At 70.2% G+C, this 21433-nt stretch carries 17 protein-coding genes and 1 pseudogene; 10 read left to right on the forward strand and 8 right to left on the reverse strand.

Annotation, left to right across the window (positions count from 1 at the left end):
- Positions 1-7: 7 nt before the first annotated feature.
- Positions 8-4564 carry an ATP-dependent helicase gene (locus A5745_RS22520; RefSeq protein ID WP_076119023.1) on the forward strand — a complete coding sequence of 1519 codons (4557 nt, stop codon included), beginning with the start codon at positions 8-10 and terminating at the stop codon, positions 4562-4564.
- A 13-nt stretch (positions 4565-4577) separates the two neighbouring features.
- Positions 4578-5333 carry an endonuclease VIII Nei2 gene (gene nei2 / locus A5745_RS22525; RefSeq protein ID WP_076057655.1) on the forward strand — a complete coding sequence of 252 codons (756 nt, stop codon included), beginning with the start codon at positions 4578-4580 and terminating at the stop codon, positions 5331-5333.
- 6 nt (positions 5334-5339) lie between these two features.
- On the opposite strand, the gene A5745_RS22530 is transcribed toward nei2, so the two are convergent.
- Entirely contained in the window at positions 5340-6257 is a 918-nt protein-coding gene (locus A5745_RS22530; RefSeq protein ID WP_076119025.1) for a PHB depolymerase family esterase, read from the reverse strand.
- A gap of 337 nt (positions 6258-6594) precedes the next feature.
- Between A5745_RS22530 and A5745_RS22535 the strand changes: the two genes are divergently transcribed.
- A complete protein-coding gene (locus A5745_RS22535; RefSeq protein ID WP_076119027.1) occupies positions 6595-6936 on the forward strand; it encodes a DUF732 domain-containing protein in 342 nt (113 codons plus the stop codon).
- A gap of 27 nt (positions 6937-6963) precedes the next feature.
- On the opposite strand, the gene A5745_RS22540 is transcribed toward A5745_RS22535, so the two are convergent.
- From A5745_RS22540 to A5745_RS22550, 3 genes are all read right to left on the reverse strand, one after another.
- Positions 6964-7824: a pseudouridine synthase gene (locus tag A5745_RS22540; protein ID WP_076119030.1), complete on the reverse strand. Its 861-nt coding sequence runs from the start codon at positions 7822-7824 to the stop codon at positions 6964-6966.
- Between the two features lie 18 nt (positions 7825-7842).
- Entirely contained in the window at positions 7843-9597 is a 1755-nt protein-coding gene (locus A5745_RS22545; protein ID WP_076119031.1) for a glycerol-3-phosphate dehydrogenase/oxidase, read from the reverse strand.
- A 90-nt stretch (positions 9598-9687) separates the two neighbouring features.
- Complete coding sequence (locus A5745_RS22550) at positions 9688-11103, reverse strand: NAD(P)H-quinone dehydrogenase (RefSeq protein WP_076057650.1); 1416 nt, start codon at positions 11101-11103, stop codon at positions 9688-9690.
- A 103-nt stretch (positions 11104-11206) separates the two neighbouring features.
- On the opposite strand from A5745_RS22550, the gene A5745_RS22555 reads away from it, so the two are divergent.
- Complete coding sequence (locus A5745_RS22555; RefSeq protein ID WP_076057649.1) at positions 11207-11686, forward strand: gamma-glutamylcyclotransferase; 480 nt, start codon at positions 11207-11209, stop codon at positions 11684-11686.
- Here the strand turns inward: A5745_RS22555 and A5745_RS22560 are convergent.
- From A5745_RS22560 to A5745_RS22570, 3 genes are read right to left on the reverse strand one after another with little or no spacing between them, the layout of a single operon-like run.
- Positions 11683-12867 (reverse strand): amidohydrolase, encoded by a 1185-nt coding sequence (locus tag A5745_RS22560; protein ID WP_076057648.1) that lies wholly within the window; start codon positions 12865-12867, stop codon positions 11683-11685. The two genes, A5745_RS22555 and A5745_RS22560, sit on opposite strands and share 4 nt — an antisense overlap.
- Complete coding sequence (locus A5745_RS22565) at positions 12864-14048, reverse strand: M20 family metallopeptidase (RefSeq protein WP_076119033.1); 1185 nt, start codon at positions 14046-14048, stop codon at positions 12864-12866. The genes A5745_RS22560 and A5745_RS22565 overlap by 4 nt, the downstream gene beginning before the upstream one ends.
- 45 nt (positions 14049-14093) lie before the next feature.
- The gene (locus tag A5745_RS22570) at positions 14094-14696 is read right to left on the reverse strand and encodes a cutinase family protein (RefSeq protein WP_076057728.1); all 603 of its coding nucleotides are present in this window, start codon (positions 14694-14696) and stop codon (positions 14094-14096) included.
- A 128-nt stretch (positions 14697-14824) separates the two neighbouring features.
- On the opposite strand from A5745_RS22570, the gene A5745_RS22575 reads away from it, so the two are divergent.
- Complete coding sequence (locus A5745_RS22575) at positions 14825-15631, forward strand: purine-nucleoside phosphorylase (RefSeq protein WP_076057646.1); 807 nt, start codon at positions 14825-14827, stop codon at positions 15629-15631.
- Positions 15632-15636: 5 nt separating this feature from the next.
- Positions 15637-17214, forward strand: coding sequence for a phospho-sugar mutase (locus A5745_RS22580; RefSeq protein WP_076119035.1), 1578 nt, complete (start codon positions 15637-15639; stop codon positions 17212-17214).
- Here the strand turns inward: A5745_RS22580 and upp are convergent, their stop codons facing one another.
- The gene (gene upp / locus A5745_RS22585; protein WP_076119037.1) at positions 17215-17838 is read right to left on the reverse strand and encodes a uracil phosphoribosyltransferase; all 624 of its coding nucleotides are present in this window, start codon (positions 17836-17838) and stop codon (positions 17215-17217) included. It lies immediately after the preceding gene.
- Between the two features lie 155 nt (positions 17839-17993).
- On the opposite strand from upp, the gene A5745_RS22590 reads away from it, so the two are divergent.
- The 4 genes and pseudogenes from A5745_RS22590 to A5745_RS22605 all read left to right on the forward strand — a co-directional run.
- A complete protein-coding gene (locus A5745_RS22590) occupies positions 17994-18827 on the forward strand; it encodes an alkaline phosphatase family protein (RefSeq protein ID WP_076119039.1) in 834 nt (277 codons plus the stop codon).
- A 70-nt stretch (positions 18828-18897) separates the two neighbouring features.
- Positions 18898-20202, forward strand: coding sequence for a primosomal protein (locus tag A5745_RS22595; RefSeq protein WP_076119041.1), 1305 nt, complete (start codon positions 18898-18900; stop codon positions 20200-20202).
- Between the two features lie 47 nt (positions 20203-20249).
- Positions 20250-21080 carry an alpha/beta fold hydrolase gene (locus A5745_RS22600; RefSeq protein ID WP_217695302.1) on the forward strand — a complete coding sequence of 277 codons (831 nt, stop codon included), beginning with the start codon at positions 20250-20252 and terminating at the stop codon, positions 21078-21080.
- 81 nt (positions 21081-21161) lie between these two features.
- Positions 21162-21433 (forward strand): annotated as a pseudogene (locus A5745_RS22605) (hypothetical protein); the annotation flags it as partial.

Here is a 21433-nt window from a genome sequence, read left to right on the forward strand (position 1 = left end):
TGGCTAGATGACCACTCGCGACCCGCTGGGCCGGTTCAGCGCGATCACGCGCGAGTGGTTCGGCAGCACCTTCGCCGCCCCGACCACGGCGCAGGCGGATGCGTGGGACGCGATCGCCGACGGCGACAACACGCTCGTGATCGCGCCGACGGGATCCGGTAAGACGCTGGCCGCTTTCCTGTGGGCCCTGGATAGCCTCGCCGGCAGCGCCGAGCGCCCACCCGGGACCCGGGTGCTCTACGTGTCACCGCTCAAGGCGCTGGCCGTCGACGTCGAGCGCAACCTACGGACCCCGCTGGCCGGCCTCACCCGGATCGCCGATCGCCACGGCCTGCCCGCCCCGAACATCAGCGTCGGGGTCCGCTCCGGCGACACCCCGCCCGCCGTCCGTCGTCAGCTCATCAACTCCCCGCCCGACGTACTGATCACCACCCCGGAGTCGCTGTTTTTGATGCTGACCTCGGCCGCGCGGGAAACCCTGGCCGGCGTGCGGACGGTGATCGTCGACGAGATCCACGCCATCGCCGGCGGCAAGCGCGGCGCGCACCTGGCCCTGTCGCTCGAGCGCCTCGACGACCTGTCCCGCGACGTCCCCGAGGGCCGGCCCGCCCAGCGCATCGGGCTGTCGGCGACCGTGCGTCCGCCCGAGGAGCTCGCCCGGTTCCTGTCCGGCCAGGCGCCGACGACCATCGTGGCCCCGCCGTCGGCCAAGACTGTGGAGCTGACCGTCCAGGTGCCGGTGCCCGACATGGCCAACATGGCGGACAACACCATCTGGCCGGACGTCGAAGCGCGCCTGGTCGACCTCATCGAATCGCACGGTTCGACCATCGTGTTCGCCAACTCGCGGCGGCTGGCCGAGCGACTTACCGCACGGCTCAACGAGATTCACGCCGAGCGCAGCGGTGTCGCGCTTGCCGGGCAGGGCAACTCCGGGGTGCCGGGCGGGGCGCCCGCTCACCTGTTGGGCAGCGGCCAGACGTATGGCGCCGAGCCGGTGCTGGCACGCGCCCACCACGGCTCGGTCAGCAAGGAACAGCGCGCCGTCGTCGAGGAAGCCCTCAAGCGCGGGCTGCTCAAGGCGGTGGTCGCCACGTCGAGCCTGGAACTGGGTATCGACATGGGCGCCGTCGACCTGGTGATCCAGGTGGAGGCGCCGCCGTCGGTGGCCAGCGGCCTGCAGCGCATCGGGCGGGCCGGCCATCAGGTCGGCGAGGTCTCGCGGGGCGCGCTGTTTCCCAAGCACCGCACCGACCTGATCGGTTGCGCGGTGACCGTGCAGCGGATGCTCGCCGGGCAGATCGAGACCATGCGGGTGCCCGCCAACCCGCTCGACATCCTGGCGCAGCACACCGTGGCCGCGGCCGCGCTGGAGCCACTCGACGCCGACCGGTGGTTCGACACCGTGCGGCGGGCCGCGCCGTTCGCGACCCTGCCGCGCAGCGTCTTCGAGGCCACCCTGGACCTGCTGTCCGGGAAATACCCGTCCACCGAATTCGCCGACCTGCGACCGCGATTGATCTACGACCGCGACGCCGGCACGCTGACCGCGCGGCCCGGGGCGCAGCGCCTGGCCGTCACCTCCGGTGGCGCCATCCCCGATCGCGGGCTCTTCACGGTCTACCTCGCCACCGAGTCCGAAAAGCCTTCGCGGGTAGGCGAACTCGACGAGGAAATGGTTTACGAGTCACGTCCCGGCGATGTCATCTCGCTGGGGGCGACCAGCTGGCGGATCACCGAGATCACCCACGACCGGGTGCTGGTGATCCCGGCGCCCGGCCAGCCGGCCCGGCTGCCGTTCTGGCGGGGCGACGACGTCGGCCGGCCCGCCGAACTCGGCGCCGCGCTCGGCGCGTTCACCGGCGAGCTGGCCGGCCTGGACCGCGACGCATTCGACAAACGTTGCGCGAGTTTGGGTTTCGATGCCTACGCGACCGAAAACCTGTGGAAGCTGCTGGACGACCAGAAATCGGCCACCAACGCCGTCCCCACCGACACCACGTTGCTGGTGGAGCGGTTCCGCGACGAGCTGGGCGACTGGCGGGTGATCCTGCACTCGCCGTATGGGCTGCGGGTGCACGGGCCGCTCGCGCTGGCCGTGGGCCGTCGCCTCTACGAACGCTTCGGGATCGACGAGAAACCGACCGCCTCCGACGACGGCATCGTGGTGCACCTGCCCGACACCCTGTCAGAAACCGCCGAAAGCCCCCCAGGCGCGGAGCTTTTCGTCTTCGACGCCGACGAAATCGACCCGATCGTGACCGCCGAAGTGGGCGGGTCGGCGTTGTTCGCGTCGCGGTTCCGGGAGTGCGCGGCCCGCGCGCTGCTGCTCCCCCGCCGCCACCCGGGCCGCCGCTCACCGCTGTGGCACCAGCGCCAGCGCGCGGCCCAGCTGTTGGACGTCGCGCGCAAGTACCCCGACTTCCCCGTCGTGCTGGAGACCATCCGCGAATGCCTGCAGGACGTCTACGACGTCCCTGCGCTGGTCGAGTTGATGGCCGGCATCGCCGGTCGCCGGGTGCGAGTGGTCGAAACGGAGACGGCTACGCCCTCCCCCTTCGCGGCCTCGCTGTTGTTCGGCTATGTCGGCGCGTTCATGTACGAGGGCGATTCCCCGCTGGCCGAGCGCCGCGCCGCGGCACTGTCGCTGGATAGCACGCTGTTGGCCGAGCTGCTCGGCCGCGTGGAGCTGCGCGAGCTGCTCGATCCGGAGGTCATCGCCGCGACCGGCCGACAGTTGCAGCACCTGTCGCCCGACCGGGCAGCGCGCGATGCCGAGGCGGTCGCGGATCTGCTGCGACTGCTCGGGCCGCTGACCGAAGACGAGGTCGCGGCGCGCGCCGGTGGCGCCGATGTGGGCGGCTGGCTGGAAGGCCTGCACACGGCCCGCCGCGCGTTGACGGTGTCGTTCGCCGGCCGCAGCTGGTGGGTGGCGGTCGAAGACATCGGCCGGCTGCGCGACGGGGTCGGGGCCGCGGTCCCGCCGGGCGTCCCGGTCGCCTTCACCGAGGAGGTGGCCGACCCGCTGGGCGAGCTGCTGGGCCGTTACGCGCGCACCCACACGCCGTTCACCACCGCCGAAGTCGCCGCCCGCTTCGGCCTGGGACTGCGGGTGACCGCCGACGTGCTGGGCCGGCTGGCTGCCGACGGGCGGCTGGTGCGTGGCGACTTCGTCGCCGCCGCCGAGATGTCGGGCGCGGGCGCCGAGCAGTGGTGCGACGCCGACGTGTTGCGCATCCTGCGGCGACGCTCGCTGGCCGCGCTGCGTGCGCAGGTCGAGCCGGTGAGCACCGCCGCCTACGGCCGGTTCCTGCCGGCCTGGCACCGGGTGTCGTCGCCACAGTCGGGTATCGACGGGCTGATGTCCGTCGTCGATCAGCTGGCCGGCGTTCGGATGCCGGCCTCCGCGATCGAACCGCTGGTGCTGGCTCCGCGGATCCGCGACTACTCGCCCGCGATGCTCGACGAGCTGCTCGCGACCGGGGAGGTCACCTGGTCGGGCGCCGGGGCGATCTCGGGCAGCGATGGCTGGATCGCGTTCCACACCAGCGAATCCGCGCCCCTGACCCTGGCCGCACCCGCCGAGATCGACTTCACCGAAGCCCACCGCGCGATCCTGGACACGCTGGCGGGAGGCGGCGCGTACTTCTTCCGGCAGCTCGCGCAGGACGGTGTCGGCGAGGCAACGCTGAAAGCCGCGCTGTGGGAACTGATTTGGGCCGGCTGGGTCACCGGCGACACGTTCGCCCCGGTGCGCGCGGTCCTGGGCGGCACGGGCGCCCGCAAGCGTTCCGCGCCCGCGCACCGAGCGCATCGTCCGCCCCGGCTGAGCCGCTACAGCGTCGCGCACGCCCAGCATCGCCCGACCGACCCGACCGTCGCCGGCCGGTGGTCGGCGCTGCCCGCCCCCGAGCCGGATTCCACGGTGCGAGCCCACTACCAAGCCGAGCTGCTGCTGAACCGGCACGGCGTGCTGACCAGGGGCGCGGTGGCCGCGGAGGGCGTCCCGGGCGGATTCGCCACCCTCTACAAGGTGTTGAGCACGTTCGAGGAAGCCGGCAGGTGCCAGCGGGGCTATTTTGTCGAGTCACTGGGCGGGGCGCAGTTCGCCGTCGCCTCGACCGTGGATCGGCTGCGCAGCTATCTCGACGGGATCGACCCCGAGCGGCCCGAATATCGGGCGGTGGTGCTGGCCGCCGCCGACCCGGCGAACCCCTACGGCGCCGCGCTGCCGTGGCCCACGTCGAGCGAGGACGGGCCCGGCCCCGGGGCGCGGCCGGGCCGTAAAGCCGGGGCGCTGGTCGTGCTGGTGGACGGCGAGCTGGCGTGGTTCCTCGAGCGCGGCGGGCGCTCCCTGCTCACCTTCACCCACGATCCCGCGGCCGATCATGCGGCGGCCCTGGCGCTGGCCGATTTGGTCTCCACCCGCCGGGTCGCGTCGATTCTCGTCGAACGCATCGACGGAGTGCCGGCGCTGCAACCGCGCGCCGGCGGGCCCGGTCCGGTCGACGCCCTGTCCGACGCCGGCTTCGTGCGCACCCCGCGCGGAATGCGGCTGCGGTGAGCTCGGCAGACTAATGCCGGAAGGCGACACGGTTTGGCATACGGCGGCGACGCTGCGGCAACAGCTGGCCGGGCAGACGCTGACCCGCTGCGATATCCGGGTGCCGCAGTTCGCCACCGTCGACCTCACCGGACACGTGGTGGACGAGGTATTCAGCCGCGGGAAGCATTTGTTCGTCCGCGTCGGGCGGGCCAGCATTCACTCGCATCTGAAGATGGACGGCAGCTGGCGGGTCGGCGACCGCCCGATGCGGGTGGATCACCGGACCCGAATCATCCTGGAAGCCGGTCGGATTCGGGCCGTCGGGATCGACCTCGGCGTGCTGGAGGTCCTCGACCGCGACCACGACACCGACGTCGTCGCTCATCTGGGACCCGACCTGCTGGGCCAAGATTGGGACCCGCGGGTTGCCGCCGCCAACCTGGCGGCGCGCCCGGACCGACCGATCGCCGAGGCGCTGCTGGATCAGCGGGTGCTGGCGGGCATCGGCAACGTGTATTGCAACGAACTGTGCTTCGTCAGCGGACACCTGCCGACCGCGCCCGTGAGCGCGGTCAACGACCCGCGCCGCCTGGTCTCACGTGCCCGGGATATGTTGTGGGCCAACCGGTTACGCTGGAATCGCTGCACCACCGGCGACACCCGGCCGGGTCGCCAGCTGTGGGTCTACGGCCGGGCGGGCCAGGGTTGCCGTCGCTGCGGCACGCGGATCGAATCCGACGACAGCGGTGAGCGCGTGACGTACTGGTGCCCCAGCTGCCAACGCTGAATCCGGCTAGTCGCGTGCGTGCGCCAGGAAAAACTGCGCGATCGCTTCCGATGCGTCCAGCGCGCGCGTGGTGGATCCGATGACCGCCTTGGGCAGGTACTGCTTGCCGCCCGGCCACGTGTGTCCGCCGTTGTCGATCTGATAGAAGACCACCTCGGTCGACTGCGCGCACGCTGTGGAGTCGAAGCGGTGAACGACGGTGCCGTCACCGACGTTGGGTAACGCGTCCGCCGTCGGATCGCCTTGGCACCCATCGACAATGCGCCACTTGCTCACCATGGCGGCGGCGGATATCGAGTGGCTGACGCCGCCGCGACCCCGCACATCGCCGCCGTTGAAACGCACCAGCGGATCGGCGGTTCCGTGCGCCTCCCACACCGAAACCGGACGTGAGGGATTGCAGGCCACACCGGCGCCCAGCGTGCCCGCCACCGGCGCGATCGCGGCGAACACATCGGCGCGGTCGCACGCCAGCCGGTTGGACATGAAGCCCCCGTTGGACATGCCGGTGGCAAATACATGCCCCACCGCGACGCCGTAGTCGTTGCGCAGCTTGCCCACCAACGCGACCAGGAAGCCGACGTCGTCGACGTGGTGACGGTCCGCCGGCGACGCCCCGCGCCCGTCGGCCCAGCTCTTGTCGTAACCGTCGGGATAGACCACGAGCAAGCCGTGGGCGTCGGCGACTGTGTCGAAGTCGGTGAGACCCCGCTGCCCGATCCCGGTACCGCCGCCGCCGTGCAGACTCAGCACCAGCGCGACGGGGTCGCCGGGCGGCACGTGCAGCGTGTAGGTGCGGTCCATGCCGCCGGAACGGAACGTCCCCGACAGATCTCGAGAGCTGGCCGCCGAAACGTGGCGCTCGCCGCATCCCACGAGGAAAATTGCGAGGACGCTGACCGACAGCAATCGCGCCCATGGCATGTCGTCAAATTACCTATTGGCCGACGGTCGGGCAGCGCCACCCTATGAGCTTCGTCACGCCCGCGGCGGCCGCCGCTTCGATCATCGTGATTTTGATTTCGCACCGGGTCCCGACCGGGTCGGCGCCGCGGTGACCTCGCTGCGCTTGCGGTGCTCTTGCCCTGTCGAAAACCTGACCGGCGGGTGAACAAAATATGTACAACTACCGTTTGACCTGGGCGTGCGGTTGTCAGAAATCGATGTACCCCGGAGAATATTGCCCGTAGAAGCTGAAATACCCACGTTGGCGACCCAACTTGGCTTCAGCAAACCATCTCACTTCAGGGGAGCATCCGAAATGGTTCACCGCCTTCTGCTAGCCGCGGCGGTCGCTTTGCTTGGACCGCTGGCTGCCGTCTCGACCGCGCATGCCAACACCCAAGACGACAAATTCCTGGCGACCCTCAACCAAGAGGGCATCACCGACCATGTTTCTCCCTCGCATGCGATCGAGGCCGGCCACATGGTTTGCCAGAAACTGGACGACGGGGCGAAGCCTGCCGATGTGGTGAACGACGTACTGAACAGCAGCGCCATGCCCGCCTATCATTCCGGCTACTTCGTCGGCGCGGCCATCAAGGCATATTGCCCGCAGTACACGCCCGAGGAAGGCCCTGGGGAGAACCCCCCGAAATCCTGACGGGACACATCCGCGACTTCGATTGGCTCACGGCCCTTCTCGACCGCTGACGAATTCGCGGCGCGAGCCCGTCACCGGATCGTCGAACTCGATGCGCTGGGCCAGCAGTCGAAGCGGCGTACCGAAGTCGCCGGGTGAGACGTCAATGATGTTGGGGTACAACGGATCACCCGTGATCGGTATCCCCAGCGAGGCCATGTGCACCCGCAGCTGATGGGTGCGTCCCGTGCGCGGCGTCAACCGATACAGACCGTCCGGCGACAAAAGCTCCACCAGCGTCTCAGCATTGGGCGTGCCCGGCTCGCAGACCGCCTGTAAGCGTCCGCGCCGCTTGACGATGCGGCTCGCGACCACGCGCGGCAGCACCAGGTCGGGATCGACCGCCGCGCGCGCCAGATACGTCTTGCGCACCTTGGCGCGGGCGAACAGTGACTGGTAAGCCCCCCGCAGCTCGCGCCGGACGGTGAACAGCAGCACCCCGGCCGTCAGGCGGTCCAGTCGGTGCGCTGGGCTCAGTTCGGGCAGCCCCAATTCCCGTCGCAACCGCACCAGCGCGGTCTGCGCGACGTGCTGCCCACGCGGCATGGTGGCCAGGAAGTGCGGCTTGTCGACGACGACGATGTCGGCATCGTGATACAGCACAGGCATGTCGAAGGGCACCGGAACCTCTTGCGGCAGTTCGCGATACAGGTAGACGGCCGCGCCCGCGGGCAGCACGGTCGCGTGGTCGACCACCACGCCGTCGGCGTCGACCACTTCCCCGGCCAGCACTTTCGCGCGGGCCGGCTCACCGAATCGTGCGATCAGCTCGGCCAGCACCGGTCCGCCGCGCAGCCGCACCCGCGCGGGGCCCAGCCCGTCGCGAACCGGCAGCGGCGCGGCCCTCACCGCAGCCTCAATCGGGACTCAATTGAGCGGCACCGGCTCGAGGATCTCGGCGCGAGCCTCGGGCGCGCTGGCGCGCAACTCGTCGGCCGACACGTCGTCGGGCTGCGCCTGCGACAGGATCTCGGCCTCCACCCGGGCGGTGTAGTTCGCGACCTCGCGGTCGACGTCCTCGGCGCTCCACCCCAGGACCGGGGCGACGAGGTCGGCCACCTCCCGGGCGCAGTCGACGCCGCGGTGCGAATACTCGATCGAGATGCGCATCCGGCGGGCCAGGATGTCCTCCAGATGTAGCGCGCCCTCGGCGGCCGCCGCGTACACGGCCTCGACCCGCAGGTAGCCGGGGGCTTCCTGGATCGGGCTGAGCAGGCCGGGGGTTTCGCCCGCCATCTCCAGCACGTCGCCGATCAGCGAGCCGTAGCGGTCGAGCAGGTGGCGCACCCGGTAGGGGTGCAGACCCTGCAGCGCACCGACGTGTTCGGCCTGATTGATCAGCGCGAAGTAGCCGTCGGCGCCCAGCAGGCTCACCTTCTCCGTGATCGACGGCGCGACCCGGGCCGGAACGTATTGGGCCGCAGCGTCGATCGCGTCGGCCGCCATCACCCGGTAGGTCGTGTACTTGCCACCGGCGATGGCCACCAGGCCCGCCGCGGGCACCGCCACCGCGTGTTCCCGGGACAGCTTCGAGGTGTCGTCGCTCTCCCCCGCGAGCAACGGGCGCAGCCCCGCGTACACGCCGTCGATGTCGGCGTGCGTCAGCGGCGTGGCCAGCACGCTGTTGACGGTGCCCAGGATGTAGTCGATGTCGGCCTTGGTGGCCGCGGGATGGGCCAGGTCGAGATTCCAATCGGTGTCCGTGGTTCCGATGATCCAGTGATTGCCCCACGGGATGATGAACATCACGGATTTCTCGGTGCGCAGGATCATCGCGACATCACTGACGATCCGGTCGCGCGGCACCACCACGTGCACACCCTTGGACGCGCGCACCTGGAATCGCCCGCGCTGCTTTGACAATGCCTGAATCTCGTCGGTCCACACCCCGGTCGCGTTGACCACGACGTGGCCGCGGACCTCCGTGATCGCGCCGTCCTCGGAGTCGCGGACGCGCACGCCGATCACCCGGTCGCCGTCGCGCAGCAATCCGACCGCCTGGGTGGACGATCGCACCACCGCGCCGTAATGCGCCGCGGTGCGCGCGACCGTCATGGTGTGCCGGGCGTCGTCGACGACGGTGTCGTAGTAGCGGATGCCACCGATGAGCGAGCTGCGTTTCAGGCCGGGGCTCAGCCGCAGCGCCCCGGCGCGGGTCAAATGCTTTTGCGCCGGAACCGATTTCGCGCCGCCGAGCCGGTCGTAGAGGAAGATGCCCGCCGCGATGTAGGGGCGTTCCCAGACCCGCTTGGTGAGCGGAAACAGGAACGGCAGCGGCTTGACCAAATGGGGCGCCAGCGTGGTCAGCGACAGCTCGCGCTCGTAGAGCGCCTCGCGTACCAGCCCGAATTCCAGCTGTTCGAGGTAGCGCAGCCCACCGTGGAACATCTTCGACGAGCGGCTCGACGTGCCCGACGCCAGGTCGCGCGCCTCGACCAGCGCCACCTTGAGCCCGCGGGTCGCGGCGTCCAGCGCGCACCCGGCGCCCACCACGCCGCCGCCGATGACCACCACGTCGAACTGCTCGGTGCCAAGCCGCTCCCAGGCCACCTCGCGCTGCTGCGGTCCGAGCACGGACGCCGGCCAGGTCTGTTCGGTCGGCGCATGGATCGGGTCACTCACGGCAAAAGACTCCTCATCGGGGGTTCCCGTCAGTTACTCGTCGGTAGGACTGCTCCCCAGGCTAGTTCGTCGGACGCCTTTGAGTGGCGTTCAGTCGAGATCGTCGTGCGCCATCAGCCGCCGGGCCGCCTCGGTGATCGACCCCGACAACGACGGGTAAACGGCGAGCGTCTGCGCCAACTCGTTGACGGTGATGCGGTTTTGCACGGCGACGGCGATCGGCAGGATCAGCTCGGACGCGATCGGGGCCACCACCACGCCGCCGATCACCACGCCGGTGGAGCGGCGGCAGAAGACCTTGACGAAGCCCTGCCGCAGGCCCGACATCTTCGCCCGTGCGTTGGTCCGCAGCGGCAGCATGATGGTCCGCGCGGGCACCGAACCGTCGTCGATCATCGACTGCGGCACCCCGACCGCGGCGATCTCCGGGCGGGTGAACACCGTCGCGGCGACCGTGCGCAGCCGGATCGGGCTCACGCCCTCCCCCAGCGCGTGATACATCGCGATCCGGCCCTGCATGGCGGCGACCGACGCCAACAGCAACAGACCCGTGCAGTCTCCCGCCGCATAGATCCCGGGCACCGAGGTGCGCGAAACCCGGTCCACGGTCAGGTAATTGCCGCGTCCCAGCTCGATGCCGACCCTTTCCAGGCCCAGTCCGCCGGTGTTAGGAACCGATCCGATGGTCATCAGCGCGTGGCTGCCCTCGACGGTGCGGCCATCCGTCATGGTGACCAACACCCCCGCGTCGGTGCGGGTGACCGACTCGGCGCGCGCGTGCTTGAACAGCTGCACCCCGCGTTCGGCGAACGACTCTTCCAGCACGAGCGCGGCGTCGGCGTCCTCGTACGGCAGCACCCGGTCCCGGCTGGCCGCGACCGACACGCGCACGCCCAACTCGGTGTAGGCGTGCACGAATTCGGCGCCGGTCACGCCCGAGCCCACCACGATCAGGTGCTCGGGCAGCGCTTCCAGGTCGTAGAGCTGCCGCCACGTCAGGATCCGCTCGCCATCGGGCTGGGCCGTCGGCAGGATCCGCGGGCTGGCGCCGGTGGCGATGAGCACGACGTCGGCTTCGTGCTCGCTGGTGGTGCCATCGGCGGCGGTGGCCTTGATGCGATGCTTGGCCAGGCCGCGCGTGGGGTCGACGAGCTCGCCCCGGCCCGCGATCACCTGGACGCCGACGGCGAGCAGCTGGGCGGCGATGTCCGCGGACTGCTCCGCCGCGAGCGTTTTGACACGGGTGTGGATCTGCGGCAACGAGATCTTGGCGTCTTCGAAGTCGATGTCGAAACCCAGCCGGGGCGCCCGGCGCAGCTCCGTCCGCAGGCCGGTGGACGCGATGAAAGTCTTGGACGGCACGCAGTCGTCCAGCACGGCCGCGCCGCCCATGCCCTCGGAGTCGATCACGGTGACGTGCGTCGTGTCGGGATGAGACGTGGCGGCGACCAGCGCGGCTTCGTAACCGGCCGGGCCTCCGCCGAGGATCACGATGCGCGTTACCACGGTCCTTAACCTATCGGGACGAGGCAGGTCACCGCAGCGCGGCGTGGAACGGACGGCGCTCGGATGAATACCGGTTGCGGGTGTGCCGTTTAAGCTTTTTCCCGTGCCGCTCTACGCCGCCTACGGATCGAACATGCATCCCGAGCAGATGCTGCAGCGTGCACCCCACTCGCCGATGGCCGGAACCGGCTGGCTGCCGGGCTGGCGGCTGACGTTCGGCGGCGAGGACATCGGCTGGGAAGGGGCCCTGGCCACGATCGTCGAGGACCCGAATTCGAAGGTGTTCGTCGTCCTCTACGACATGACGCCGGCGGACGAGAAGAACCTCGACCGCTGGGAGGGCTCGGAGTTCGGCGTGCACAAGAAAATTCGCTGCCGCGTCGAACGGCTGTCCTCCGACACCACCACCGATCCCGTGCTCGCGTGGCTGTATGTGCTGGACGCGTGGGAGGGTGGCCTGCCGTCGGCGCGCTATCTCGGCGTTATGGCCGATGCCGCCGAAATCGCCGGCGCCCCAAGCGATTACGTACACGACCTGCGAACCCGCCCGGCCCGCAACATCGGCCCGGGAACCTCCGCTTAGAACAGGGCCGACTCGACGACGGCGGTCTGCTCGATGATGTTGACCATCACGCGCAGCCCGATCGCCAGGGACCGTTCGTCGAGGTCGAATGTCGGCTGGTGCAGGTCCAACTGCGGTCCCACGCCGGACCACACGCCCAGTCGCGCCATCGCGCCGGGGATTTCCTCCAGATACCAGGAGAAATCCTCGCCGCCGCCGGACTGCCGGGTGTCGGACAGCACATCAGGGCCGACGGCTTCGATCGCATGCATGAGGATGCGGGTCGAGACTTCCTCGTTGACCACCGGCGGCACCCCGCGCCGGTATTGCAGCGTGTGTTCGATCGCCAGCGGCGACAGCAGCGCGCCCACGGCCTCGCGGATGAACTCCTCCAGGCCAACCCACGTCTGCCGGCTGGCGGTGCGCACGGTGCCGGCCAGCACGCCGGATTGCGGAATGGCGTTGGCCGCCACGCCGGCATTGACCGCGCCCCACACCAACACGGTGCCGTTGCGCGGGTCGATGCGCCGCGACAGCACCCCGGGCAGCCCGGTGATCAGCGTGCCCAGCCCGTAGACCAGGTCGGCGGTCAGGTGCGGCCGCGAGGTATGCCCGCCCGGCGAATACAGCGTGATCTCGATCTGGTCGGCGGCCGACGTGATGGGGCCCTGCCGCACCGCGACCTTGCCGACTTCCAGCCGGGGATCGCAATGCAGCGCGAAGATCCGCGACACCCCGGTCAGCGCCCCGGCGGCGATCGCGTCGATCGCGCCGCCGGGCATCAACTCCTCGGCCGCCTGGAAGATCAGCCGCACCCCGACCGGCAGCTCGGGCACCGACGCCAGCGACAGCGCGGTGCCCAGCAGGATCGCGGTGTGCGCGTCATGCCCACAGGCGTGCGCGACGTTGGGCATCGTCGAGGTGTAGGGCGCGCCGGTCAGCTCGGCCATCGGCAGCGCGTCCATGTCGGCCCGCAGCGCGATTCTCGGCTCGTGGTCGGGACCGAAATCACACGTCAGCCCCGTACCGCCGGGCAGGACCTTGGGGTTGAGCCCCGCATCGGCCAACCGCTCGGCGACGAACTGCGTGGTGGCGTACTCCTGCCGGCCCAGCTCCGGGTAGCGATGGATGTGGCGGCGCCACTCGATCAGGTCTTCGTGGTGTGCGGCCAGCCACGACTCGGCGGTGTCGACCAGGCTCATGACGCCGCCCGTCTCTCCCGCGCCGCGAGCACCCGGTCGCGTTCATCGGGCGACTCGGCGAGGTGAACGACGGTGCGCGCCAACATGATTGCGCCGTCGACAACCGCACGATCGGCGCTGGGACCGGCGGCCGCGGCGGCAAAGGCGCGCTGGTGAACCGTGGCGCCACCGGCGTCGACGCCGATGATCGGGTGGATCCCGGGCAACACCTGCGTCACGTTGCCCATGTCGGTGCTGCCCATCGGCAGCGCGTCCTCGATCTCGGGGGCGACCGGGCTACGACCCAGCCGCCGCATCTCGTCGCGGAAGACGCCCGCCAGCCATCGGTCGGGTTTGAGCTCGGCGTACGGCGGTGCGGGCTGGTTGATTTCGTATTCGCAGCCGGTGGCCAGCGCGCCCGCGGAAAAGCACGCGAACATCCGGCCCTCCAGCTCTCGCAGCGAATCCGATTCGACCGCCCGCATCGCGTACTGCAACGTCGCATGGCCGGGGATGACGTTGACGGCCTGTCCGCCGTTGGTGACGATCCCGTGCACCAGCTGCCCCGGTGCCAGTTGTTGGCGCAGCAGCCCGACGGCGACCTGCGCGACGGTGACGGCGTCGGCGGCGTTGATCCCCAGGTGCGGCGCGACGGCGGCATGGGATTCCTTGCCGCGGTAGTCGACGACCGCTTCGGACAGCGCCAGCGAGCGGGCCCCGGCGATGTCGGCCGGCCCCGGATGCACCATCACCGCGACCGCGACGTCGTCGAACACCCCGGCTTGCAGCAGCAGTTCCTTGCCGCCGCCGGCCTCCTCGGCGGGAGTTCCCAGCAGCGACACCGTCAGGCCCAGCTCGTCGGCCACCTCGGCCAGCGCCAGCGCGGTCCCCACCGCCGAGGCCGCGATGATGTTGTGCCCGCACGCGTGCCCGATCTCGGGCAGCGCGTCGTACTCGGCGCAGATCCCGACCACCAGCGGTCCGCTGCCGAAGTCGGCGCGAAAGGCCGTCTCCAAACCTCCGGGCCGCGCGGTGATCTGGAAACCACGCTCGGCGACCAGTGTCTGCGCCTTGGCGCAGCTGCGATGCTCGGCGAACGCCAGCTCGGGCTCGGCGTGGATGGCGTGGGACAGCTCGACCAGGTCGGATCCGCGACGCCGCACCACGTCCTCGACGTTGGCTAATGCGGGTGCTGCGGGCATTCTCGCAGTATCTCACCCGGCCACGACGGCTCGAGGATCCGAGGGCTACACCAGTCCGGCGATGAACGCCGCCGCCTGGCCGGGATAGGGCGGCACCTCGTAGACGTGGTGCGCATCCCGGTCGCGACCGCCGACAACGCAGACGGGGTCGCCGTCACTGCACAGGTCGATCGCCCGGCCGGCCCACGCGCCCGTCGTCGATAGGGGTGTGTTGAAGCGGTTGCCCGGATTGCCGAACACCGCAACCGCTCGCACCTTCCCCACCAGGCCGGGATCCAGCGCGGGAGCGGATCCGAAGTTGCCGATGCGCTGGCCGACGGGCGGCACCCCCGCCAGCATCGAGACCGCGGCGGCGCCCTGCGAGAAGCCGCCGAGCACCAGCCGAGTGGCCGGGCATTGGTCGGCCATCGCCGCGATGTGATCGCGCGCGTCGTTGGCGCCGTCGGCGGTGGTCAAAAAGTTGTAGCTGGCCGGATAGTTCACCGCGTACGAGTCGACGCTGCGCGAGCCGAGGGCGGGCTGCAGCGCGGCGAAGAGCGCATCGCCCACGGCCCCCAGGCCGGGCGGTTCGGCGGTACCGCGGATGAAGATCAGTTGGACGTCGGGACACCCTGCTCGCGCTGTCGGAGCGGGGCCGCTCGCGAGCATTGCCACCGACAGGCCGACGGCGACGACGAGGCCGATAACCGGCCAGGTACGGAGACGCATACGGCAGATCCTGACATAGACCGCTGACAACCGCCGTGTGAGGCGTCACCAAGCTAAGCTGCCCGACTGTGGCCGAATCCCCGCCCGCGCCCGAGCAACTCGCGCGACTAGCCGCACAGGCCATCGCCGAGCGCACCGGGATCGGCGAGCACGACGTCGCCGTGGTGCTGGGCTCCGGATGGGCGCCGGCGGTCGCCGCGCTGGGCTCCCCAACCGTCGTGCTGCCCCAGGCCGACCTGCCGGGGTTCGCGCCGCCGCGCGCGGTCGGCCACACCGGCGAGCTCATGTCGGTGCGCATCGGCGAGCACCGGGTGCTGGTGCTGGCCGGCCGGGTGCACGCGTACGAAGGACACGACCTGGCCCACGTCGTGCACCCGGTGCGGGCCGCCTGTGCGGCCGGGGCGCGCATCGTCGTACTGACCAACGCCGCCGGCGCGCTGCGCCCCGAGATGCGGGTCGGCGAGCCGGTGCTGATCAGCGACCACCTGAACCTGACCGGGCGTTCGCCGCTGGTCGGCGCGCAGTTTGTGGACCTGACCGACGCGTATGCGCCGCGGCTGCGCAAGCTCGCCCGCGACAGCGACCCGCAGCTGACCGAAGGCGTGTACGCGGGCCTGCCGGGGCCGCACTACGAGACGCCGGCGGAGATCCGGATGCTGCGCACCCTCGGCGCCGACCTGGTGGGCATGTCGACGGTGCACGAGACCATCGCGGCCCGGGCCGCCGGCGCGGAGGTGCTGGGCATCTCCCTGGTGACGAACCTGGCCGCGGGTCTCACGCCCGCGCCGCTGCGGCACGCCGACGTGGTCGCCGCGGGGGACGCGTCCGCGGGCCGGATGGGCGCCCTGCTGGCGGACGTCATAGCCCGGTTTTAGAGCGCATGACGCCCGAGGAGTGGATCGCGCACGACCCGGACCCGACGACGGCCGCCGAGCTCGCCGCCTGCGGTCCCGACGAGCGTGCGGCGCGCTTCGCCCGACCGCTGACCTTCGGCACCGCGGGATTGCGCGGTCCGGTGCGCGCGGGCCCCGACGCGATGAACGTGGCGGTGGTGTCGCGCGCAACGTGGGCGGTGGCGCGAGTGCTCACGGATCGTGGGCGTGCCGGTTCCCTGGTGGTGGTGGGGCGCGACGCCCGGCACGGCTCGGCGATCTTCGCCACCGTGACGGCCGAAGTGCTTGCCGCCGAGGGCTTTTCGGTGCTGCTGCTGCCCGGTCCGGTGCCGACCCCGGTGGTAGCCTTCGCCGTGCGCCACACCGGCGCCGCCGCGGGGATACAGATCACGGCATCGCACAATCCGCGCACCGACAACGGCTACAAGGTGTACTTCGACGGCGGCATCCAGATCGTCTCACCGACCGACCGTCAGATCGAAACCGCAATGGCCGCAGCCCCTTTCGCCGACCGGATCGGCCGTCGACCCGTCGAACCCGCCGATACCGACCTCGTCGAGCGCTACATCGAGCGGGCGGCCGGCGTGCGGCGATCGACCGGCCCGGTGCGCGTTGCCCTCACCCCGCTGCACGGGGTCGGCGGTGCCGTCGCCGTGGACACACTGCACCGCGCCGGGTTCGAGCAGGTGCACACCGTCGGCGCCCAGTTCGCACCCGACCCCGACTTCCCCACCGTCGCGTTCCCGAACCCCGAGGAGCCCGGCGCCGCGGACGCGCTGCTCACGCTGGCCGCGGACACCCACGCCGACGTCGCGATCGCGCTGGATCCCGACGCGGACCGGTGCGCGGTGGGCATCCCGACGGCACCGGGGTGGCGGATGCTCTCCGGCGACGAAACCGGTTGGCTGCTGGGCGATTACATCCTGTCGAACGAGCGACCCGCGACCGCGGTGGTGGCCAGCACGGTGGTGTCGTCGCGGATGCTGGCGGCCATCGCCGCGCACTACGGCGCGGTCCACGTCGAAACCCTCACCGGCTTCAAATGGTTGGCGCGCGCCGACGCGGACCTGCCCGGCGCCCTGGTGTATGCCTACGAGGAGGCGATCGGCCACTGCGTCGACCCCGCCGCGGTGCGTGACAAGGACGGCATCAGCGCCGCGGTGTTGGTGTGCGATCTGGTGGCCGCGCTCAAAGCGCAGGGTCGCTCGGTGTCCGATCGGCTCGACGAGCTCGCCCTGCGCCACGGCGTCCACGACGTCGCGGCGGTGTCGCGCCGGGTCGCCGACGCCGACGAGGCCGCCGCCTTGATGGGGGCGCTACGGGCCTCACCGCCGCAACGGCTGGCGCGCTTCCCGGCGACCATGACCGACATCGGTGACGCGCTGATCTTCGCCGGCGGGAATGACGAGGCGTCGGCGCGGGTGGTGGTGCGGCCCTCGGGAACCGAACCGAAACTGAAGTGCTACTTGGAGATTCGCTGCGCGGTGGCCGACGGCCTGCATCGTGCCCGCGAACGGGCGGCCGGGTTACGCGACGAGCTGGTGTCCGCGGTGCAAGCCTGGTAGCTAGCGCGGCCCGTACTGCCGGTCCCCAGCGTCGCCGAGACCCGGCACGATATAGGCGATCTCGTTGAGCCCGTCGTCGACGGCCACGGTGAACAGCCGCGCGTCCGGCGCCGCTTTGTCAAGCGCCGCAATGCCTTCCGGCGCGGCCACCACGCACAGCACGGTGATGTCCGCCGCGCCACGGCGCTGCAACAGGCCGACGGCGTGTTTCAGCGATCCGCCGGTGGCCAGCATCGGGTCCAGGACCATCACCGGCAGCGCGCTCAGGTCGTCGGGCAGCGATTCCATATATCCGCTCGCCTGGTGGGTTTCCTCGTCGCGGGCGACGCCGACGAAACCCACCCTGGCCTCAGGCAGCAGCTCCAGCGCCTGGTCGACCATGCCCAGCCCGGCGCGCAGCACGGGCACCAGCAGCGGCGGGTTAGCCAGCCGCACACCCAGCGTCTCGGCCAGCGGGGTGCGGATCGCGAATGTCTCGCGGCCGGCGTCGCGGGTGGCCTCGTAGACGAGCATCGCCGTCAGATCGCGCAGCGCGGCCCGAAAACCCGCGGTGTCGGTGCGTTCGTCGCGCAGCGTGCTCAGCCTGGCGGCGGCCAGGGGGTGGTCGATGACGCGGACATCCATGGAATTCGAGCGTATATACCTCTTTTGTGCAATGGCCCGTTGACACGCGTGCGTGCGTCCCGTCAATGTCGGTGACCCGTTCATATACTCCCGGGGTGTCGCGCGAAATTCGAAGTCCGAGAACGCTGATCGACTGGGCATATCGCATCCTCGGAATGGCCGGCGCGGTCATGCTGATGGGTCTGGCGGCCATTCCGTCGACTCCCCGGGTGGGCCTGGCCGCCGCCGAGCTGCCCCGGCCCGCGCACGTGGTAATCGTGGTGGAAGAGAACCGTTCTCAAGCACACATCATCGGCAGCCCGCAGACGCCCTTCATCACCGCGCTGGCCGCTCACGGCGCGAACATGACCCAGTCGTTCGCCGAAACACATCCCAGCCAGCCAAACTACTTGGCGCTCTTCGCCGGAAGCACTCTCGGAGTGACGAGCAACGCGTGCCCTGTCAATGGGGGCAATGCCCCTAACCTCGGCTCCGAATTGCTCGCCGCCGGATACACATTCGTCGGTTTTGCCGAGGACCTGCCCGCGGTCGGTTCGCCCGCGTGCAGCGCCGGCAAGTACGCGCGCAAGCATGTGCCGTGGGCCGATTTCACCAATGTGCCGCCGCAGAACTCGGTGCCGTTCTCCGCTTTCCCGATGGGCAACTACGCCAGCCTGCCGACCGTGTCGTTCGTCATTCCCAACAACGACAACAACATGCACGACGGCTCGATCGGGCAGGCCGACACCTGGCTGAACCGCCAGCTGTCCGGCTACGCCAACTGGGCGCTGGCCAACAACAGCCTGCTGATCGTCACGTGGGACGAGGACGACGGCGGTCCGCGCAACCAGATCCCGACGGTGATCTACGGCGCGCATGTGCAGCCCGGCAACTACCCCGAGCAGATCAGCCACTACAACGTGCTTTCCACCCTGGAACAGATGTACGGGCTGCCGAAGACGGGTAACGCGGCCAACGCGCCCCCGATCGCGACCATCTGGGCACCCTGAAGGCCATCCGCCGCCACCGGGCCCGACACCGGCCCCGGCACGTACGCCGGCCGTCGCTATTGTGTGCCGCATGGCTGCTGACCTCGTGCCCATCCGCCTGAGCCTGTCCGCCGGTGACCGCTACACCGTGTGGGCACCCCGCTGGCGCGATGCCGGCGACGAGTGGGAGGCGTTCCTGGGCAAAGACGATGACCTGTATGCCTTCGAGACCGTTTCCGACCTGGTCGCATTCGTGCGTTCGGACTCCGACAACGATCTGGCCGACCACCCCGCGTGGAAGGAGCTGACCAGCGCCCACGCGCGCACCCTCGACCCCGCCAAGGACAAGCAATTCGACCTAGTCGCCGTCGAGGAGTTGGTGTCGGAGAAACCGACCGAGGAGTCGGTGGCCGCGCTGGCGGGCACGCTGGCCATCGTGTCGTCCATCGGGTCGGTGTGCGAGCTGCCGGCGGTGGCGAAGTTCTTCAACGGCAATCCCAGCCTCGGGACGGTGTCCGGCGGGATCGACAACTTCACCGGCAAGGCCGGCACCAAACGCTGGGATGCGATCGCCGAGATCATCGGGCGCAGCTGGGACGACGTGCTCAGCGCGATCGACGACGTCGTCAGCACGCCGGAGGTCGACGAGAAGCTGTCGGCGAAGGCCGCCGACGAACTGGCCGAGGAGCTCGAAGAAGACGAGGACGAAGACGCCGACGAGGCCCCCGACGAGGACGTCGTCGAGGAGCCCGAGGACGACGAAGGGTCCGAAGCCAGCGACGACACAGACGAACCCGAGGACGAGGAGGAGCCCCGCGCGGCCGGCGACACCGTGGTGCTGGGCAGCGACAAGGACTTCTGGGCGCAGGTGGGTATCGACCCGATTCGGATCATGACGAGTTCCGGGACGTTCTACACGCTGCGCTGCTACCTGGACGATCGCCCGATCTTCCTGGGCCGCAACGGGCGCATCAGCGTGTTCGGCTCCGAGCGGGCGCTGGCGCGCTACCTCGCCGACGAGCACGACCACGACTTGTCCGACCTGAGCACCTACGACGACATCCGCACCGCCGCGACTGACGGCTCGTTGGCGGTCGACGTCACCGACGAGAACATCTACGTGCTCAGCGGCCTGGCCGACGACTTCGCCGACGGGCCCGACGCCGTGGACCGTGACCAGCTCGACCTGGCCGTCGAGCTGCTCCGCGACATCGGCGACTACTCCGAGGAGGGCACGGTCGACAAGGCCCTCGCGACGGGTCGACCGCTGGGCAAACTGGTGGCGTACGTGCTGGAGCCCGGCTCGGTCGGCAAGCCGGCGGGCCCGTATTCCGCCGCGGTGCGGGAGTGGGAGAAGCTCGAGCAATTCGTGGAGGGGCGGCTCCGCCGGGAATAGCGGCGCGGACAGCGGTGAATTCGGCCGTCGAGCCGAGTCTTCCCTACATGACCACCCACTCGATGACCACCCACTCGCTCGTCGTACCCGGAGCCCGGCTGCACTACGAGGTGCGCGGCGCGGGTCCGCTGCTGGTGATACTCGGCTCGCCGATGCCCGCCGCGGACTTCGCGCCACTCGCCGAAGCGCTGGCAGGCGACCACACCGTCGTCACCACCGACCCGCGTGGAATCTCCGGCAGCCCCGTCGATGACCCGGCCCAAGATTCCACGCCCGACCTACGCGCGGACGACGTCGCGGCAATTCTCGACGACCTCGGTGCGGATCGGGCCGACGTGATGGGGTCGTCCGGCGGCGCGGTCACCGGGTTGGCACTCGTGACTCGCCACCCCACGCGTGTCGGCACGCTCGTCGCGCACGAGCCACCGTTGCTGGAGCTGCTGCCCGACGCCGCCCAGCAGCGCGCCAACACCGAAGACATCATCGACACCTTCCACCGCGACGGGCTGGCCGCCGCGATGACGAAGTTCATGGTGAACGCGGGCTTCCAGGCGGGCGGTGGCGACGCCCAGGGCGCCCCGGTCGCAACCGAACCGCCACCGCAGCAGCTGGCCGATGGCACCCGGTTCATCACCCACGAACTGCGGGGCACCGCCGCCTACCGGCCCGACATCGCTGCCCTCACCCGCGGCCCGGCGCGGGTAGTCGTCGGGATCGGCGCCGAGTCCGGCGGCCTGATCACGTACCGGACCAGTGTTGCGCTGGCCGAACTCCTCGGAGTACAGCCGATCGAGTTTCCCGGCGATCACGGCGGATTCATCTCGGCACCAGGCGAGTTCGCCGATATCCTGCGGGCCACGCTGTCCACGAGCGTTTGACGGGTAGTCAAGTCTCCTCTTTACTGGCGGCAGCGTCCGCCGGTGATTCAGTGGCGGCCCCGACGGGAAGGTGTGAGCCGAGTGTCGCTTCCCGGAATCGGCCCCTTACCGCTGTATGGGTTCCAGCGCCCGGCGATGTTGCTGTTCGCTTTGGTCCCGCTGGCCTTACTCGCGCTCTACGTCGTCGTTCAGGCCCGGCGCCGGCAGCGGCTGCGCCGGTACACCGAGGCGGAGGTGCCGCAGTCGATCTGGCGGCATCTGCCGATCGCGGTGTCGCTGCTCTGCCTGTTCTTGCTGACGATCGCGCTGGCCACCCCCACGCACGACATGCGCATACCACGCAACCGCGCGGT

Origin of the sequence: Mycobacterium sp. IS-2888, from assembly GCF_001954215.1 — a bacterium.
GTDB lineage: Bacteria > Actinomycetota > Actinomycetes > Mycobacteriales > Mycobacteriaceae > Mycobacterium.

Coding starts and splice junctions, on each gene's coding strand:
- A5745_RS22535 (WP_076119027.1), top strand. CDS start 6,595: ATGGTTCACCGCCTTCTGCTAGCCGCGGCGGTCGCTTTGCTTGGACCG.
- A5745_RS22590 (WP_076119039.1), top strand. CDS start 17,994: ATGGCCGGCGCGGTCATGCTGATGGGTCTGGCGGCCATTCCGTCGACT.
- upp (WP_076119037.1), bottom strand. CDS start 17,838: ATGGATGTCCGCGTCATCGACCACCCCCTGGCCGCCGCCAGGCTGAGC.
- A5745_RS22530 (WP_076119025.1), bottom strand. CDS start 6,257: ATGCCATGGGCGCGATTGCTGTCGGTCAGCGTCCTCGCAATTTTCCTC.
- A5745_RS22565 (WP_076119033.1), bottom strand. CDS start 14,048: ATGCCCGCAGCACCCGCATTAGCCAACGTCGAGGACGTGGTGCGGCGT.
- A5745_RS22570 (WP_076057728.1), bottom strand. CDS start 14,696: ATGCTCGCGAGCGGCCCCGCTCCGACAGCGCGAGCAGGGTGTCCCGAC.
- A5745_RS22600 (WP_217695302.1), top strand. CDS start 20,250: ATGACCACCCACTCGATGACCACCCACTCGCTCGTCGTACCCGGAGCC.
- A5745_RS22595 (WP_076119041.1), top strand. CDS start 18,898: ATGGCTGCTGACCTCGTGCCCATCCGCCTGAGCCTGTCCGCCGGTGAC.
- A5745_RS22580 (WP_076119035.1), top strand. CDS start 15,637: ATGACGCCCGAGGAGTGGATCGCGCACGACCCGGACCCGACGACGGCC.
- nei2 (WP_076057655.1), top strand. CDS start 4,578: ATGCCGGAAGGCGACACGGTTTGGCATACGGCGGCGACGCTGCGGCAA.
- A5745_RS22560 (WP_076057648.1), bottom strand. CDS start 12,867: ATGAGCCTGGTCGACACCGCCGAGTCGTGGCTGGCCGCACACCACGAA.
- A5745_RS22520 (WP_076119023.1), top strand. CDS start 8: ATGACCACTCGCGACCCGCTGGGCCGGTTCAGCGCGATCACGCGCGAG.